Consider the following 15,270-nt stretch of genomic DNA (forward strand, 5'->3'; position numbering starts at 1 on the left):
GTCAGGAGCCTTCCCGTGGTGTCCCGGCGTGCGGGCCGAGGATGTGGACGACGGTGCCGGTCACGATGTCGAGAACCTCGTCGCGGGAGAGGGTCTCGCGCTGGAGCCACTCGCGACACGCGGCCTTGGTGATCGCGGCGGCGGGCCGTAGCCGGGCCCGCAGATGGGCGTCGTCGGGCAGGCCCACCGCGTCGAGGACGAGGCGGGCGGCGCGGTCGTCGGCGTCGTCGATCACGGCCTGCACGTCCGAATCGCCGTGCAGGTCGACGCCGCCGCTGGTGTTCACCCAGTCCTGTCCGAAGGTGGCCGCGGCGTCCAGGATCCACTCCATGACGCCCCGGACCGCCTCGGGCAGTGGGCGATCGCCGAGATCGGGAACCGGCGCCAGGGGCATGATCACGGCCTCGCGCATCACCGTCAGGAAGATGGCGCGCTTGTCACCGAAGTAGTGGTTGATCAGGCTGCGGCTCACGTTCGCCGCGTCGGCGAGCTCCTGCGTGGACACCGACTCGTAGGGGCGGTCCCGGTACAGCTCGCGCGCCGCGTCGAGGATCTGCCGGCGGCGTTCTTCGGGGTCGAGTCGGGTGCGCGTCACGAGGGCAGCGTCCCGCACTATTGTCATTGTGTCAATAGTGGCCTACTCTGCGTCCATGGCACGCACACGTGACGTGGATTACGACGTCGTGGTGATCGGTTCCGGCTTCGGTGGTTCGGTCTCCGCACTCCGGCTCACCGAGAAGGGATACCGCGTCGGCGTCCTCGAGATGGGGCGCCGGTTCGCGGACGACGAGCTGCCGCGCACCTCCTGGAACGTCCGGCGGTTCCTCTGGGCGCCCTGGGCGCGGTGCTTCGGGATCATGCGGATCACGCTGCTCAAGGACGTCCTCATCGCGAGCGGGGCCGGCGTGGGCGGCGGCTCACTGGTCTACGCGAACACCCTGTACGAACCGCTCGACGGGTTCTTCACCGACCCGCAGTGGCGCCACATCACCGACTGGCGGGCCGAACTCGCACCGCACTACGGCCAGGCCAAGCGCATGCTCGGGGTGACCACGTGGCCCGGCCGCTCGCCCGCCGACGCGCTGATCGAGGAGTCCGCCGCGGCCGCCGGGGTCGCGGATACGCTGCACCCGGCCGACGTGGGAGTCCTGTTCGGCGAACGGCCGGGCGCGCCCGCCGGTGACCCGTTCTTCGGTGGCGCCGGTCCCGAGCGGACCACGTGCACCGAATGCGGCGCCTGCATGACGGGATGCCGTGTGGGGGCGAAGAACACGCTCGTCAAGAACTACCTGCACCTCGCCGAACGGAACGGTGCCGTGGTGCATCCGCTGACCACCGTCACGGATGTGCGGCCCGGGCCGGACGGCTACGTGATCCGCGCGCGTTCCACGGGAAACCCTCTGCGCAGGAGGGTGTTCACCGCTCGGGAGGTGGTGTTCGCGGGTAACGCGCTCAACACCCAGAACCTGCTGCACCGGCTGCGGCGCCGGTCGTTGCCGCGGCTCTCGCGCCGCGTGGGCGAACTCAGCCGCACGAATTCCGAAGCGGTGCTGGGCGCCCGCTCGTTCGACCGGGACCGCGACGTGACGCCCGGTGTCGCGATCACCTCGTCGTTCCACCCCGACGACCACACCCACGTCGAATTCGTCCGGTACGGCAAGGGGTCCGGGGCGCTGTCGCTCATGAACGCGCCGCTCATCGATCCCGAACCCGGCGTGGGGACGCTGCGTGCGATCCTGCGCGCCTATCGGGAGTTGGGGCTACGGGGAGCGTGGCGGCTGCACGATCCGCGCCGGTGGGCCGAGCAGACCGTCGTGGTGCTGGTGATGCAGGCGCTGGACAACTCGATCACCACGTCGCTGCGCCGCGGCCCGTTCGGCCGGATGACCAGCCGGCAGGGAGAGGGCGAGCCGAACCCCAGCTGGATCCCCGTCGCCAACTCCGTCACCCGCGATCTCGCCGAGCGGATCGGCGGCGCGGCGGGCGGATCCACCGCGGGCATGTTCGGCGTGCCCCTCACGGCGCACTTCATCGGCGGGTGCGTGATCGGGGAGGGACCGGATGACGGCGTCGTCGATCCGTACCAGCGGGTGTTCGGATACCCGGGCCTGCACATCGCCGACGGTTCCGCCATCACCGCGAACCCGGGCGTGAACCCGTCGCTCACCATCACCGCGCAGGCGGAACGGGCCATGTCCTTCTGGCCGAACCGGGGCGACGTCGACCCGCGGCCGGCGCCGGGGCGGGCGTACCGTCGGATCGACGCGGTGCCGCCCGTCAGACCGGCTGTGCCCGCAAGCGCACCGGGAGCCCTGCTCCTACCGTCGCCGAAGGTCCGTGAATAGATAGCTGACCTGCCGATTTGGGAACTTGGTACTATCTGTCATAGGCTATCCCAGCTCCCAACGGAACACGGAAGCGGTGCGGAGAGCGGCTTCGGTCGCCCGAAGCGAGCCCCCTTCGTTTAGTGGCCTAGGACGCCGCCCTTTCAAGGCGGTAGCGCGGGTTCGAATCCCGTAGGGGGTACGTCGCAAGACGCAAAATTGCATATGGCCCTGTGGCGCAGTTGGTTAGCGCGCCGCCCTGTCACGGCGGAGGTCGCGGGTTCGAGTCCCGTCAGGGTCGCCATCCGAGTTCTAGGACTCGGCGGTGACGGTACAGCCGGCATCGGACGGCCAGGTAGCTCAGTTGGTACGAGCGTCCGCCTGAAAAGCGGAAGGTCGCCGGTTCGATCCCGGCCCTGGCCACCAAGAACCCCCTCATCGCAGGGGGTTTTCTTGTGTCCGCGGGCCGGCCGGACGTTCGTCATCGCGATCGCGTGACCACGGAACCTCCTTGCGCCGGTGTCGCCCGATCTTCGGTCGGCGATGCGCCCATCGTGGCCGCGCGAGGCACCGTGAGGCATGCGATGCCTCCGATCAGCGCGACGACTCCGAACGCGACGGCGATCCCTCCGAACGTCGCCCCCGCGCCGAGCAACACGCCGCCCGCGAGGGGCCCCGTCACTGCACCTAGACGTCCGACACCCGTGGTGATACCGAGAGCCGATGCCCGAACCTGTATCGGATAATGCGTGGCGACGTAACCGAAGAGCACGATCTGAGTCCCGATCGAGCCGGCTCCGGCGAGCACGACGACGAAGTACATCACCGTTGTCGAAGGGGTCATCGCCATCCCGGCGATCGCTACGGACGCGACGACGAAGTATCCCGCCGCGACCGTGCGATTGCCGAATCGGTCCGCCAGGGCCGCCCCGGCGAGCCCGCCGACGATGGCTCCCGCGTTGAGCAGTACCTGGAAGGTCAGCGCAGATCCCACGCTGTAGCCCGCGGTCCGCATCAGCTCGGGCAGCCAGGTGTTCAGCCCGAACACCAGCAGGAAGCCGGCGAAGTTGGCTGCGGCGAACAGGCAGAGCGTGAGCGCCGCCCTCCTGCTTCCGACGAGTTCGCGAAGCGCTCCTCGGTGGTTTCCTTCTGCGGTGGCGGCCGTCGCGGCGTGTGTCGTTTCCGGGATCACCCGCCAGGCCACCGGCACCACCAGGACGAGCGCCGACGCGCCGAGTGCCCACAAACCGCGGAAGCCCAGGTCGTCGCCCCACGTCAGCGCGAACACCGCGGCTATCACGCCGCCGACGGGCAGCCCGCAGAGCATCAGGGCGTTGAGGAGGTTCCGCTCCTGCGGCCGGGCGACCTCGACGACGAGCGCGATGGCGACCGGGGCGACACCGCCGAAACCGAGCCCCGCGAGGAATCGGAACACTCCGAGTAGCTCGGGGGTGGGCGCCAGCGCCACGGCGATCATCGCGACCGAGTACCAGATCAAGCAGGCCATGAACAGGCGGCGTCGCCCGAACCGGTCCGTGAGGGTCCCTGCGAGGATCGCGCCGAAGAACATGCCGAGCAGTGCGTAACTGCCGATTGCGCCGGCCTGCTGTTTCGACAGTGACCACGCGTCGTAATCCAACAATGCGGGCAGCGTCGAACCGTAGACGATCAGGTCGTATCCGTCGAAGACGATGGCGGCGAAACACACCGCCACCACGAAGAAGCGGCGATTCGAGTGGTCGTGGGGGTGCATGGGTATCGGGACTCCTCAAGGGGCGGAAGGGCTTCGCGGCGAGACTCCTGAGATGCCGCTCTCCATGATCAAACGGCGAAAACCTTGCCTTGTCAACATTCATGTTGATATATTGACTCGCATGTCAACACCTACCTCTCGCCCGGCTCTCCCCCCTGCTGACGCCGGACTCGTGCCCTATCCGGCCGAGTTCGTGGCGAAGTACCGGGAACAGGGCTACTGGTGTGGTCGCTCCTTGCCGGACGAACTTCTCGATGCCGCCGATCGCTTCGCCGACCGTCCGGCCCTCGTCACCCCTGAGGTTCGGTGGAGCTACTCCGATCTGGCGCGCAGGGCGCGGTCGTTCGCCTCGGGGATTCAGGCCGGAACCGACCTCGCCGTCGGCGAACCGGTGATGTTCCAGATGGGCAATGTGGCGGAGACCCTGGTCGCCTACCTGGGCTCCCTCGTCGCGGGACTGCGCCCGGTGTGCACCCTCCCTCAGCACCGAGTCCGCGAGATCGGACTGCTTGCTCAGCATGTCGGTGCGCGCGCGTCCGTCTTGCAGGCGGATCACGGCCGAGGAGAGCCGGCGCAGGTCGCCCGCGAGCTTCACGCGGAGGGCGTGCTCGACACGATCATCGTCGCTCGGGGCGAGGCCATCGGCGGAGGCCCGACGTTGGAACAACTCGTCGCCGATGGGGCCGGCGGACCCGCGCCCGCGCCGGTGCATCCCGAGCAGATCGCGGTGTACCAGCTGTCCGGCGGGACCACCGGACTGCCCAAGGTGGCGCCGCGACAGCACGAGGAGTACGTGTACAACTCTCGCGCATGGGCGGAGGCGCTCGGTTGGGACTCCTCCACGCGAGTCCTCTACCCACTTCCGGTGATGCACAACGCCGGTATCGCGCTCGCGGTGCAGCCAGTACTACTCACCGGCGCCACCCTGGTTCTCGCGCCCTCTGCGGCCGTCCCACCGTTGCTGGATCTGATCGAGGCCGAACGACCCGTGTCCCTTCCTCTCGTACCCCCTGCTCTGGCGGTCCGGATGCTGGAGGAGCCGCGGAGTCGTGGTGCGGATCTGAGCTGCATCACGCAGTTCATCGTCGGAGGACAGGCGCTGCCCGAAGGGGTCTCGCAGCGGTTGCGGGACGAACTCGGTATCGCCGTCATGCAGATGTTCGGGATGGCCGAGGGCATGTTCCTCGTGACGCCCGATGGGGCGGGAGAGGACGTGCGTCACCGCACCGTCGGGGCACCCGTGTCGGTTGCCGACGAGGTCCGAATCGCGGCGATCGGAAGCGACGATGAAGTCGCCGTTGGTGAAATCGGTGAGTTCTGCGCGCGCGGCCCGTACACGATCCGGGGCTACTACCGTGCTGCGCAGCATAACCGGGACGCGTTCAGCTCCGATGGCTTCTACCGCACAGGCGACCTCGCGCGCGCACACGAGATCAACGGCGTCCGGATGTACTCCATCGAGGGGCGAATCAAGGACGTGATCAACCGTGGTGTCGAGAAGATCCACGCCGAAGAAGTCGAAGAGATCATTCTGCGTCATCCGGATGTGGTGAACGCCGCGTTGGTCGCGATGCCCGATCCCGTGCTCGGTGAGCGCGCGTGTGCTTTCCTCATCCTCGAGCCGGGGGCTGCGGGGATCACGGTAGCGGCGCTGGGAGAGTTTCTGTTGGCGCAGGGCCTCGCGAAATACAAACTTCCCGAACGGGTCGAAGTGGTCTCCGAGTTCCCGCTCTCGAACGTCGGCAAGGTCTCGAAGAAGGACCTGCGCGAGAGGATCGCTGACAAACTGCGTGCCGATGCGGCCCGGGATGCCCGGTAGAGAGGACGACGACATGACCTGCAGGACGGTGGCGATCATCGGTGGCGGGCCCGCGGGCCTCGCTGCAGCGAGACTGATCAAGCTGCGCTCGCCGGATGCATCGGTGACGGTGTACGAGCGGGCCGACTCCAGCACGGGCACATTCGGATTCGGGGTCGGGCTGACCGAGGCGACGATGCGCAACGTCGCCGCGGTGGATCCTGATCTCGCGGAGCGCATGCGATCGGCGAGTCATGCCGGACACAACCTGGTGCTGCGCACCGATTCCGAGGAGGTGCACCTCCACGGCGCGCGGAACCTCGCCATCGGCCGGGCTATCCTCCTCGAGGTGTTGGCCGATGCCGCACGCGAAGTGGGAGTGAGCATCCGGATGGGCGCTCGAGTCGACGAATCCGAGCTCGAGGCGGACGTGATCGTTGCGGCCGACGGCGCTCGCAGCGCCGTGCGGGAGAAGCTGCAAGCGGAACTGGGGGTCCACGTCGCGTACGGAGCGCTCCATTACATGTGGTGCGGAACCGATTTCGCGGTGGAGAACGCGCACTTTACGTGGCGTACCCGAGGCGACGGTCTGTTCGTGGTGCACGCGTATCCGTACACTGACGACCGCAGCACGTTCCTGATCGAAGTGGACGCACACACGTGGGAGAGCGCGCGGCTCGCAGAAAATCACCGCCAGGTGGCCCCGGGCGAATCCGACCGACGCAGTCTGGACCTGCTCGAGGACGTCTTCTCCGACGAACTCCGCGGGCGCCCTCTGTTGGCGAACCGAACGCGATGGGCGCAGTTTCCCACGGTCTCCCTCGACCGATGGTCCGCGGGCAATGTGGTGCTGCTCGGCGATGCCGCGCACACCGCGCACTACACGATCGGATCCGGCACCAAGCTGGCGCTCGAGGATGCGATCTCGCTGGCCGACGCGCTCGGCACCCACGCCGACGTCCGTGCAGCGTTCGAAGCGTACGAGGCCGCGCGGAGGCCCGGAGTGGAGAAGTTCAAGCACCTCGCCGCTCGCTCGCAGGCGTGGTGGTCCAGCTTCCGGGACCGTTCTGCGCGGAGACCGGAGGAGATCGCGTTGTCGTACATGACCCGCGCCGGCAACATCGGCGTCGCCGACTACGCCCGGGAGTACCCCGACAACGCGCGCATCGCTCTGGCGTACCTGGGTGACGCTCCGGTGCACGAGCTCGAACGACTCGACGACTGGGTGCTGTCGCGGCCGCTCGAGACCGACGAGTTCTCGGCTCCTTCGCGGATCGTGAAGGTCGTCGATCTGCCGGAGACGACTGTTCGGCGGTGGCAGTGGACCGGCGGCGACGCGTGGAACGCCGAGCACGACGCGGCGGTCGAGGAACTGCGCGGCGCTGCGGAACGGATCCTGGTGCTGGGTGGCGACGGCACTGCTGCATCGGTGGGAGCCAGGATCGACATCGCGGAACGGGTGCGCTGGGCCGGCCGGCACACGGTGGTGGTCGAGATGCCGGCCACGGCCCGTTCGGAGGCCGCGTCCGCCGTTGCCGCCCGTCGGGTCGACGCGGCGATCCTGACGGACTGAATCGGTCGTGGTCGCCATCCGGCGGGCATCCCTGCCCGTGTGTCGGCGATCCGCTCGGGCGCGAGGGCAGGGGTACGGTGATTCCATGCCGACGGCGGAGAAGACATCCAAGGGAGCCACGTCGAAGCGCCGAGAACTGATCGTCAGCGAAGTCCTCGACGCCGCGACCGAACTGTTCGTGCAGAAGGGCTACGACGCCACGAGTCTGCAGGACATCGCGGACGCCGTCGGCGTCTCCCGTCCGGCGCTCTACCACTACCTCAGCAGCAAGGAAGACCTGCTCGTGATGTTGGTGGAAGGGGTGTCGCAGAGTCTCGCCGACGTGCTGAGCGAGTTGCGCGAGCGCCCCGATCTGGAGCCTGCGGAGAAGATCTCCCGAGTCACCGAGCAGCTTGTCCGCCAGCGGGTTCAGCACCCCGGCCGTTTCCTCATCCTGGACAGGTCCGAGAGTGTCCTTCCGGAACCCGCCCGCACCGATCACGCGGAGGCCAAGCGACGCATCCTGCGTGAGGTCGTGACGATCATCGACGAGGGAGTGCGCGCGGGCGTGTTCGTGCCCACGGATTCCCGCACCGCAGCCCTCAGTCTCATCGGTATGTGCAACTGGGTCGCCTGGTGGGCACGGCCCGACGATGCGGCACGGGTGGAGGCGATCGTCGCGACCGTGGACTCGCTCGTCGGCCGCATGCTGTGCATCCCCGCGCAGGAGGCGGCTGGTGGCGCTCCCGGCCTGGTCCAGGAGATTCGTGACCGGCTCGACCGGCTGGAGCCGTTGCTGTAGCGCGATGCTCCGAACCACCGACTCGGCGGCCCCCATCTGGGGGCCGCCGTCGTGTTTGCGGAACGCGCCGTGACGTGAATGTTGACAATTCAACGGTAACGTCGAATACTGGTCGTGTCACCACCACCTCGGAGGAGCAGCGTGAACCACATGACCAAACGCATCGGCCTGGTCGTCCCCAGCTCGAACGTCACCGTCGAGACGGAGATGCCACGAATCCTGGGACGGCATCCGGATGCCGAATTCACGTTCCACGCCAGCCGGATGCGCATGCAGAAGGTCTCACCGGAACAGTTGCGTGCGATGAACGCACAGCGGGAACGCTGCGTGATCGAGCTCGGTGACGCCGGTATCGATGTGGTCCTGTACGCATGCCTCGTGGCCATCATGTCGACCGGGCCGGGCGCGCATCGTGAGGCGGAGCTCGCAGTCGCGGAACAGCTCGCGACGGGGGGCTCCGAGGCGAAGGCCTTGTCGAGCGCCGGAGCGCTGGTCGACACGCTGAACGACATGGAGGCCGAGAGGGTCGCCGTCGTGACGCCGTACCTGCGGCCCCTCGCGGAGCTGGTGGTGGCCTACCTCGAGAACGAGGGGGTCGAGGTGTCGGACTGGCGCGCGCTGGAGGTCTCCGACAACGCGGAGGTCGGCTGCATCCCGGGTGACAGGGTCATGGAGGCGGCTCGGAGCCTGGACCTGACCGGTGTTGACGTCCTGGTCCTTTCGGCGTGCGTCCAGATGCCGTCGCTTGACCTCGTGCAGGCGGCGGAGGACGAGTTCGGAATCCCCGTTATCACGGCCGCGACGGCGGGCGCGTATCAGATCCTGCGGGCGGTGGACGCCCGCGTCGACATCCCAGGGGCGGGTTCATTGCTGCGTGCCGACGTGGCTCTGGAAGCCCCCTGAACGAACCGGAAGGAGCGAGGGTATGACTGAACACGATGAGGCGCACAGGGTCCGTGGGGTGGACCACGCCGCGTTCCCGACTTTCGACCCGGTGGGCACTGTCAGGTTCTATCGGGACGTGCTGAAGTTCCCTGTCGTGCACTCTATCTGTGCCGCGGGATGGGGCCCGGAGAAGCATCCGGACTTCATTCACTTCTTCTTCGACATCGGCAATGGCGACCGGATGGCGTTCTTCTACTACTTCGGACTCGAGCCCTACGGGGATCAGTCCGCCCCGGGCGATTCGTGGGCGAGGTTCGCCCAGGACGTGCCTGTGTTCTTCCGGAATTCGCGCCACCTGGCGATACACGTGGACAGTGAGGAAGACCTACTCGAATACCGTCGGCGCCTGGACGAGTCCGAGTGGCCCTGCGAGATGCAGGTGATGCACGAGACGATCGAGTCGATCTACACGCACGACCCCAACGGGTACATGCTGGAGATCACTCGGGCGCTTCGCCCCGTGACCGCGCAGGAGGACCTCGACGCTCAGCTCACCCTGGACGCCCTGTGCGACGTGGTGACGGCGGGCTCCGCCTCGCTCGACTCCCTGTTGACTCGCAAGGCCGAGCTCATCGTGGAGAGGGCGGAGTCGTGGGCGCGAACGCACGCGGTGGAGGTGGAACGGTGAGCAGGTTGTACGTGCTCGACGTCCCCGAGAACGAGGGTGTGGTCAAGGTGGCGTCCGCGGATCGCGCGGTGACGGTGGACAGGGTAGGACCGTACTTCCGGTTCTCGGCGGACGGAGACATCGAGATCGACAGGCGAGCCACCGGATGCCGGCATGCGGTGTGGTACAGCGCCGTTGCGGGCCTGGAGGGCTCGAAGATCGTTCAGCACGACAAGAACGCACTCCGCGTGGTGGCGCGATGAGCTTCGGCGAGAGGGTGGGAGCGGGGCGGTACCTGAGTGCCGACGAAGCGCCGGCCGAGACCACGGTGACCGCACACGAGCTCACCACGTCCGACGGGGCCACTGTGGCGGGGCTGTTGCGCACGGTGCCGGGAGCGACGGCTGTGGCCTTCCTCATGCACCCGCGCAACGACTTCAGCCACCACGTACTGGTGCCGGAGTTCCTGCGTCGCGGCGTCGCGGTATGGACGCAGGGCAGCAGGACGATGGGAAACGATCTGACGCTGCTCCACGAACAGGCGCTGTTGGACATGGCGGCGGGCCACGTGTTCCTCCGGCACGGCGGATTCGAAACCGTGATCTCCGTGGGGCATTCGGGCGGCGGCGCCCTTGCTGCGTTCTACGCCGAGCAGGCCGGGCTGGCACCGTCGGAGAGGCTTGTGGCCACTCCCGGCGGGAAGCCGGTGTCCCTCGCCGATGCCGAGATGCCGCTCGCCGACCTCATGGTGTTGATGGCACCGCACCCCGGGCAGGGCGAATTGCTGCTGCGCCTGATCGACCCGTCCGTGACGGACGAGGCAGACCCTCGCTCGGTGGACCCGGCGCTGAACCTGTACTCGGAGGAGAACGGGTTCGCCCCGGCGCCGCAAACGAGTTCCTATTCCCCCGAGTTCCTGGACCGCTACCGGGCGGCGCAGCGCGCGCGGGTCGCGCGGATCGACGCCGTCGCGCGCGAGCGGGTGGCCCGCGCGCGCGAGGCGCAGCGACGGTACAAGAAGACCGGGGAGCCGGCAGACCGCCGGGATGCGCTCTCGACCGAGCTGATCACTGTGTACCGCACGGACGCCGACGCGCGGTGCGTCGATCTCAGCCTGGATCCCAATGACCGCCCGTACGGCTCACTGTTCGGGTCGCGTCCCGACCTCACCGACTACGGCGTCGTCGGTTTCGGCAGGCTGACCACGCCCGAGGCGTGGCTGTCCACGTGGTCGGCCCTGAGCAGCCGTGCAGGTTTCCTCCGGTGCGCACCCGCTGTCCGGGTGCCTACGCTGTTCATCGAGATCACCGGCGATCAGGCCTGCTTTCCCTGCGATGCAGCGGCGATGGTCGACGCCATCGGGACCGACCAGGTGCGTCATGTTCGAGTGCGGGGCAAGCACTTCGGTGCGGCGCTCACTGCGGAGGAGCCGACCGCGGCGGTACTCGCCGGCGCCGAGATCGAGAGCTGGTTGCAGGACGTGACCTGAATCCGTGCGGTACGAGAAGCGCCCATGTCCGGCTGGACATGGGCGCTTCCGCGTCGGTGGATCGGGTTCCTACTGGGGAGCGACCTGCGCGTACAGCTTGGTGTCCTGGAACTCGGTGATGGCAGTCGGACCGCACAACAGGCCGTATCCACTCTGCTTGAGGCCTCCCTCCTCGAACGCCTCGTGGATCACGCCCCAGCAGTTGGTCCAGACGAACCCGGCACGCATGTTGCGGGTCACGCGGCGCGCGCGCCACTCGTCGGTCGTGAACACGGCGGCGCCGAGACCGAAGGACGTGCCGTTCGCCAATCGCACCGCGTCCGCCTCGTCTTCGAAGATCTCGAAAGTCTGTACTGGGCCGAACAACTCGTCCTGCACGAGAGGTACGTCCAGGCGATCGACCTCGACCAGGCTCGGCTGGTAGTACGCCCCACCGGGGCGATCGGCGTCGTCCACGACGCCACCACGGACGAGGATGCTTCCATACGACGCCGCGGCCGCGACGATACCGTCCACCCGCTGCGCACTCGCGGCATCGATCAACGGACCGAGGTCGCTGGTCGGGTCCTCGCTCGGACCCACGCGGAGGCCGCTCAGAGCCTCGACGATCATGGGCCGGAGTTTGTCTGCGATGCTGCGCTGGACCAGGAGCCGGGATCCGGTGAGGCAGAACTGACCGTTCATCAGCGTGCACGCCGCCACGACGTTCTGCATCACCACGTCGAGGTCGGCGTCGTCGAACACGACCAGCGGTGTCTTGCCGCCGAGTTCGAGACTCAGCCGTTTGAGTGTGTCCGCGCCCGCCTTGGCGATGGCACGACCGACATGGGTGCTGCCGGTGTAACTGATCATATCGACGTCGGGCGAGTCCACCAGCGCCGGAGCGACGGCGTTGCCGCCTTCGGTGAGGATGCTCACGACCCCCGCGGGTATGGACGTGGTCTCTGCGATCACCTCGGCGACAAGGGTGTTGGTGAGGGCCGTCTGGCCCGGCATCTTCACGACCATCGTGCAGCCGGCGGCCAGTGCGGGCCCGATCGATCGCATGGACAGGATCACCGGTGAGTTCCACGGCGTGATGATGCCGATGACTCCCATCGCCTCGCGGCCGGTCTGGAAGTACACGCCGGGTGCGACCTCGGACGCCCGCCCACCGTCCAGGACGATCGCCGAAGCGGCGGCGTAACGGAGCCAGTCCACGGTCGTGGACACCTCCCACTGAGTCTCTCCGATCCGCTTCCCGTTCTCGCGGGACAGGCTCAGCGCGATCTCGTCCACGCGCCGCTCCAGATTGTCGGCGAGCTCACTGATGGCGCGGGAGCGGCGCCGGGGATCGCGGGACCAGTCGGTCTCATCGAAAGTCCTGCGCGCCGCCTCGATCGCGATGCGCGCCTCGGGTTCGCCGGCATCGGCGTAGGTCCCGATGCTCCGGCCCGTCGAGGGATTGATGGTCTCGAGGCGATCGCCGGCGTCGCTCCATCGCCCTGCGATGAGGTTACGGCCGACCGATTGTGATGTCGCGGTGATGGAGTCGGTTGTCATGGGGTTCACCTTTCATGCGTACGAGCCGGTGCACTGGACACCGCCGTCTGTGGAATGGGAATGGCACCGATCCGCGTTCGACGCGCGTGCGCGCCGTGTGACCCGTGACACTTCCGGACCTCAGCCTGACCCATTTCAACATCAATGTCAATTAACCAACAATACTGTTGACAGTTGCTCAGTCGCGACTTAGTGTTGCGATCGTCGCCCGTCGGAGAGGCGTGGCAGTCAACGAAGGAGCAACGGACATGGGTTCTGTCGAAACGCACGCGGGGCGGGTTGCAGTAGTCACGGGCGCAGGTCAGGGCTTCGGCCGGGCGATCGCCGTGGAACTCGCCCGACGGGGTGCAGACGTCGCGGTGATCGACCTCAACGACGCGTCGGAGACGGTGGCGGAGATCGAGGCGCTCGGCACGCGTGCGATGGGCGTGCAGGCCGACGTCGCCCAGCCGGATTCCGTCGCTGCTGCGGGGGAGGAGATCTGCGGATCGTTCGGCCACGTCGACATCCTCGTCAACAACGCCGGGGTGTATCCGTTCCGAGACTTCTTCGACGTCGACTTCGACTACTGGCGCACGATCCAGGCGATCAACCTGGACTCGCAGTTCCTGACGGCGCGTGCTTTCGCCCCGTCGATGCGGGATCGCGCGTGGGGGCGGATCGTCAACCTGGCATCGAATTCGCTTGGCCTGGCGGTGCCCGCGCTCTCGCACTACATGGCCAGCAAGGGCGGGGTCGTCGGCTTCACCCGTGGTCTGGCGACCGACCTCGCGCCGTACGGCATCACCGTCAACGCCGTGGCGCCGACGGCCTCACGTACCCCCGGAGGGGAGGCCAACATCGCCGGCGACGTCCTCGACGGCGTCGCATCGATGCAGGCGATCAAGCGCGGTGGCGTGGCCGCTGACATCGTGGGCACAGTCTGTTTTCTCAGCAGTGACGACAGCGCATTCGTCACCGGGCAGACGATCATGGCGGACGGCGGCCTCGTCCGCCTGTGACGCTCGCTGGCGGCCGCCCGGGTCAGCCTCCGCTCGTGTCGGTCCGGTAGCGGCTCGGGGTTGTACCGGTATGGCGTCTGAACGATGTCGCGAAGTGGCTGGCGCTGGAGAAGCCCGTGACACGGCCGATCTCCGCGACCGACAGGGTCGTCGTGCGCAGGAGGTGCCGGGCTCGGCCGATGCGTTGTGCAAGGACGAATTGATGCGGCGTCGTGTGGAAGGTCGCCTGGAACGCGCGGCCGAACTCGTCGGCGTGCATCTCCGCGACGTCGGCGAGGGCTTGCAACGAGGCGGACCCGTCCGGATCGTCGTGGACGCGCTCGAGGACCCGTTGTTGCACTTCGGGCCTCAGTACGCGAGCCGCCCGGTGCTGGGCCGGGCGGCGCCGGCCGTACACGTCGACGATGTGAAGGTGCAGTGCCTCGATCAGCGTGTCATGCAGTAGTCGGCCCGCGGGATCTGTTCGGGCGGCGGTACTCGCGATTCGTTCGATCATGTGGTGTACCAGCCGGTCCTGCTTGCCTGCAGACGCTTGGAGCTCCAGCCGCGTCGTGGACGACGTCGGGATCACGATCCGGGCGAAATCGCACGAGACATCGCAGGCTGTTGCTGCGGATCTGACTCCCGCGGGGACCACCCACACGTGGCCGGGGGCCGGGGTGAACCTACCTGTCGGTCCCTGTTCGAATTCGTACTCCTTCGACCTGGCCGTTCCGCGGCGCCAAACCAGGACTTCGTGATTCGTGCCAGCGGAGTGCCATACCGTCGATTTCGAGAACCGCTGGCGCACGAAAGTGACATCCAGTGAAGGCATCATCATCGCAGAGTAGTCGTTGTCGACCGGGGTGACTCGTCGGAGTCGGGGTTGCGTTTGTCGCCATAGGAGTCCGGCTCCTCCGTGTTCGGGCCGGGGCGCAATCGGGCGGCATCTTTGTAGGCAATCGAACTGTTCACTATTTGCGTCACCAACTCGCTCTCGAGGGCATGTGGTTATGGGTGAGCCGAGATATGTTAGGAGGGGCAAATTTTCGCGTTCTTGGAAGAGGGGGCGGCGTGGATACAGGGTCGTCGGTCGCGAACGTGACACCCGGCGATCACCGGTGGTGGTGCGACTACGTCGATGAACCCGCCGGAGTGGCAGCGCTGTGATCGCCGTCGTCGCGCGCGGCGGTTTCGCAGGACCCGGCGTGGCCGGGAGCGTATGCCGGTGATGCCACGCTCGGCGTCGGACCACGCGAGATAAGAACCAAGGAAAGGGAAATGCTATGGCGCGCAGGAAATCCGCGGCGGTGATTGGGAGCGTTGCCGCATTCGTGCTGCTCATCGCGGGATGCGCGAATGACGCTGAGCCGAGCTCGACGACCTCGTCCACGGCTCCGTCGAGTTCCGCAGTCACTCACCACCAGAACCCCGCTGGGGAGCAGTCCGCGCGACCGGGGGTGGGGAACGGAGGGGGA

The 15,270-nt window shown here is 67.5% G+C and carries 13 protein-coding genes and 3 tRNA genes; 12 read left to right on the forward strand and 4 right to left on the reverse strand.

Annotated features, from left to right (window positions below; translation table 11 throughout):
* Position 1 precedes the first annotated feature (1 nt).
* The gene (locus tag BN39_RS10065; protein ID WP_159103237.1) at positions 2 to 595 is read right to left on the reverse strand and encodes a TetR/AcrR family transcriptional regulator; all 594 of its coding nucleotides are present in this window, start codon (positions 593 to 595) and stop codon (positions 2 to 4) included.
* 55 nt (positions 596 to 650) lie between these two features.
* Here BN39_RS10065 and BN39_RS10070 point away from each other — a divergent pair, with 55 nt between their 5' ends.
* The 4 genes from BN39_RS10070 (at position 651) to BN39_RS10085 (ending at position 2,750) form a co-directional block, all read left to right on the forward strand.
* Positions 651 to 2,345 carry a GMC family oxidoreductase gene (locus tag BN39_RS10070; protein WP_192814844.1) on the forward strand — a complete coding sequence of 565 codons (1,695 nt, stop codon included), beginning with the start codon at positions 651 to 653 and terminating at the stop codon, positions 2,343 to 2,345.
* Positions 2,346 to 2,453: 108 nt separating this feature from the next.
* Positions 2,454 to 2,526 (forward strand) — tRNA-Glu (locus tag BN39_RS10075).
* A gap of 25 nt (positions 2,527 to 2,551) precedes the next feature.
* Positions 2,552 to 2,628: transfer RNA gene (locus BN39_RS10080), tRNA-Asp, on the forward strand.
* Positions 2,629 to 2,673: 45 nt separating this feature from the next.
* A tRNA-Phe gene (locus BN39_RS10085) sits at positions 2,674 to 2,750 on the forward strand.
* A 55-nt stretch (positions 2,751 to 2,805) separates the two neighbouring features.
* On the opposite strand, the gene BN39_RS10090 is transcribed toward BN39_RS10085, so the two are convergent.
* Positions 2,806 to 4,077, reverse strand: a complete 1,272-nt coding sequence (locus BN39_RS10090) for an aromatic acid/H+ symport family MFS transporter (protein WP_019202274.1) — start codon at positions 4,075 to 4,077, stop codon at positions 2,806 to 2,808.
* 172 nt (positions 4,078 to 4,249) lie between these two features.
* On the opposite strand from BN39_RS10090, the gene BN39_RS10095 reads away from it, so the two are divergent.
* From BN39_RS10095 to BN39_RS10125, 7 genes are all read left to right on the forward strand, one after another.
* Positions 4,250 to 5,896: an AMP-binding protein gene (locus tag BN39_RS10095; protein WP_019202275.1), complete on the forward strand. Its 1,647-nt coding sequence runs from the start codon at positions 4,250 to 4,252 to the stop codon at positions 5,894 to 5,896.
* 13 nt (positions 5,897 to 5,909) lie between these two features.
* A complete protein-coding gene (locus BN39_RS10100; RefSeq protein ID WP_040767309.1) occupies positions 5,910 to 7,448 on the forward strand; it encodes an FAD-dependent monooxygenase in 1,539 nt (512 codons plus the stop codon).
* Positions 7,449 to 7,533: 85 nt separating this feature from the next.
* On the forward strand, positions 7,534 to 8,229 hold the full coding sequence (locus BN39_RS10105; protein WP_019202277.1) for a TetR/AcrR family transcriptional regulator: 696 nt from the start codon (positions 7,534 to 7,536) through the stop codon (positions 8,227 to 8,229).
* Between the two features lie 150 nt (positions 8,230 to 8,379).
* Positions 8,380 to 9,132, forward strand: a complete 753-nt coding sequence (locus BN39_RS10110; RefSeq protein WP_019202278.1) for a maleate cis-trans isomerase — start codon at positions 8,380 to 8,382, stop codon at positions 9,130 to 9,132.
* Positions 9,133 to 9,154: 22 nt separating this feature from the next.
* The gene (locus BN39_RS10115) at positions 9,155 to 9,802 is read left to right on the forward strand and encodes a VOC family protein (protein ID WP_019202279.1); all 648 of its coding nucleotides are present in this window, start codon (positions 9,155 to 9,157) and stop codon (positions 9,800 to 9,802) included.
* Positions 9,799 to 10,044: a hypothetical protein gene (locus BN39_RS10120; protein ID WP_019202280.1), complete on the forward strand. Its 246-nt coding sequence runs from the start codon at positions 9,799 to 9,801 to the stop codon at positions 10,042 to 10,044. Before BN39_RS10115 ends, BN39_RS10120 begins: the two co-directional genes overlap by 4 nt.
* Complete coding sequence (locus tag BN39_RS10125) at positions 10,041 to 11,270, forward strand: hypothetical protein (protein WP_019202281.1); 1,230 nt, start codon at positions 10,041 to 10,043, stop codon at positions 11,268 to 11,270. The genes BN39_RS10120 and BN39_RS10125 overlap by 4 nt, the downstream gene beginning before the upstream one ends.
* Positions 11,271 to 11,339: 69 nt before the next feature.
* On the opposite strand, the gene BN39_RS10130 is transcribed toward BN39_RS10125, so the two are convergent.
* Positions 11,340 to 12,812 (reverse strand): aldehyde dehydrogenase family protein, encoded by a 1,473-nt coding sequence (locus BN39_RS10130; RefSeq protein WP_019202282.1) that lies wholly within the window; start codon positions 12,810 to 12,812, stop codon positions 11,340 to 11,342.
* A gap of 248 nt (positions 12,813 to 13,060) precedes the next feature.
* On the opposite strand from BN39_RS10130, the gene BN39_RS10135 reads away from it, so the two are divergent.
* Positions 13,061 to 13,813 (forward strand): SDR family NAD(P)-dependent oxidoreductase, encoded by a 753-nt coding sequence (locus BN39_RS10135; RefSeq protein ID WP_040766139.1) that lies wholly within the window; start codon positions 13,061 to 13,063, stop codon positions 13,811 to 13,813.
* Between the two features lie 22 nt (positions 13,814 to 13,835).
* On the opposite strand, the gene BN39_RS23465 is transcribed toward BN39_RS10135, so the two are convergent.
* Complete coding sequence (locus tag BN39_RS23465; RefSeq protein ID WP_159103238.1) at positions 13,836 to 14,630, reverse strand: helix-turn-helix domain-containing protein; 795 nt, start codon at positions 14,628 to 14,630, stop codon at positions 13,836 to 13,838.
* Positions 14,631 to 15,270: the final 640 nt, after the last annotated feature.

Source organism: Tsukamurella sp. 1534, from assembly GCF_000312385.1.
In the GTDB taxonomy this organism is placed as follows: domain Bacteria; phylum Actinomycetota; class Actinomycetes; order Mycobacteriales; family Mycobacteriaceae; genus Tsukamurella.

What these genes read in the sequence shown, in the direction of transcription:
- BN39_RS10070 (WP_192814844.1), top strand. Translation starts at nt 651, where the DNA reads ATGGCACGCACACGTGACGTGGATTACGACGTCGTGGTGATCGGTTCC.
- BN39_RS10090 (WP_019202274.1), bottom strand. Translation starts at nt 4,077, where the DNA reads ATGCACCCCCACGACCACTCGAATCGCCGCTTCTTCGTGGTGGCGGTG.
- BN39_RS10100 (WP_040767309.1), top strand. Translation starts at nt 5,910, where the DNA reads ATGACCTGCAGGACGGTGGCGATCATCGGTGGCGGGCCCGCGGGCCTC.
- BN39_RS10105 (WP_019202277.1), top strand. Translation starts at nt 7,534, where the DNA reads ATGCCGACGGCGGAGAAGACATCCAAGGGAGCCACGTCGAAGCGCCGA.
- BN39_RS10110 (WP_019202278.1), top strand. Translation starts at nt 8,380, where the DNA reads ATGACCAAACGCATCGGCCTGGTCGTCCCCAGCTCGAACGTCACCGTC.
- BN39_RS10115 (WP_019202279.1), top strand. Translation starts at nt 9,155, where the DNA reads ATGACTGAACACGATGAGGCGCACAGGGTCCGTGGGGTGGACCACGCC.
- BN39_RS10125 (WP_019202281.1), top strand. Translation starts at nt 10,041, where the DNA reads ATGAGCTTCGGCGAGAGGGTGGGAGCGGGGCGGTACCTGAGTGCCGAC.
- BN39_RS10130 (WP_019202282.1), bottom strand. Translation starts at nt 12,812, where the DNA reads ATGACAACCGACTCCATCACCGCGACATCACAATCGGTCGGCCGTAAC.
- BN39_RS10135 (WP_040766139.1), top strand. Translation starts at nt 13,061, where the DNA reads ATGGGTTCTGTCGAAACGCACGCGGGGCGGGTTGCAGTAGTCACGGGC.
- BN39_RS23465 (WP_159103238.1), bottom strand. Translation starts at nt 14,630, where the DNA reads ATGATGCCTTCACTGGATGTCACTTTCGTGCGCCAGCGGTTCTCGAAA.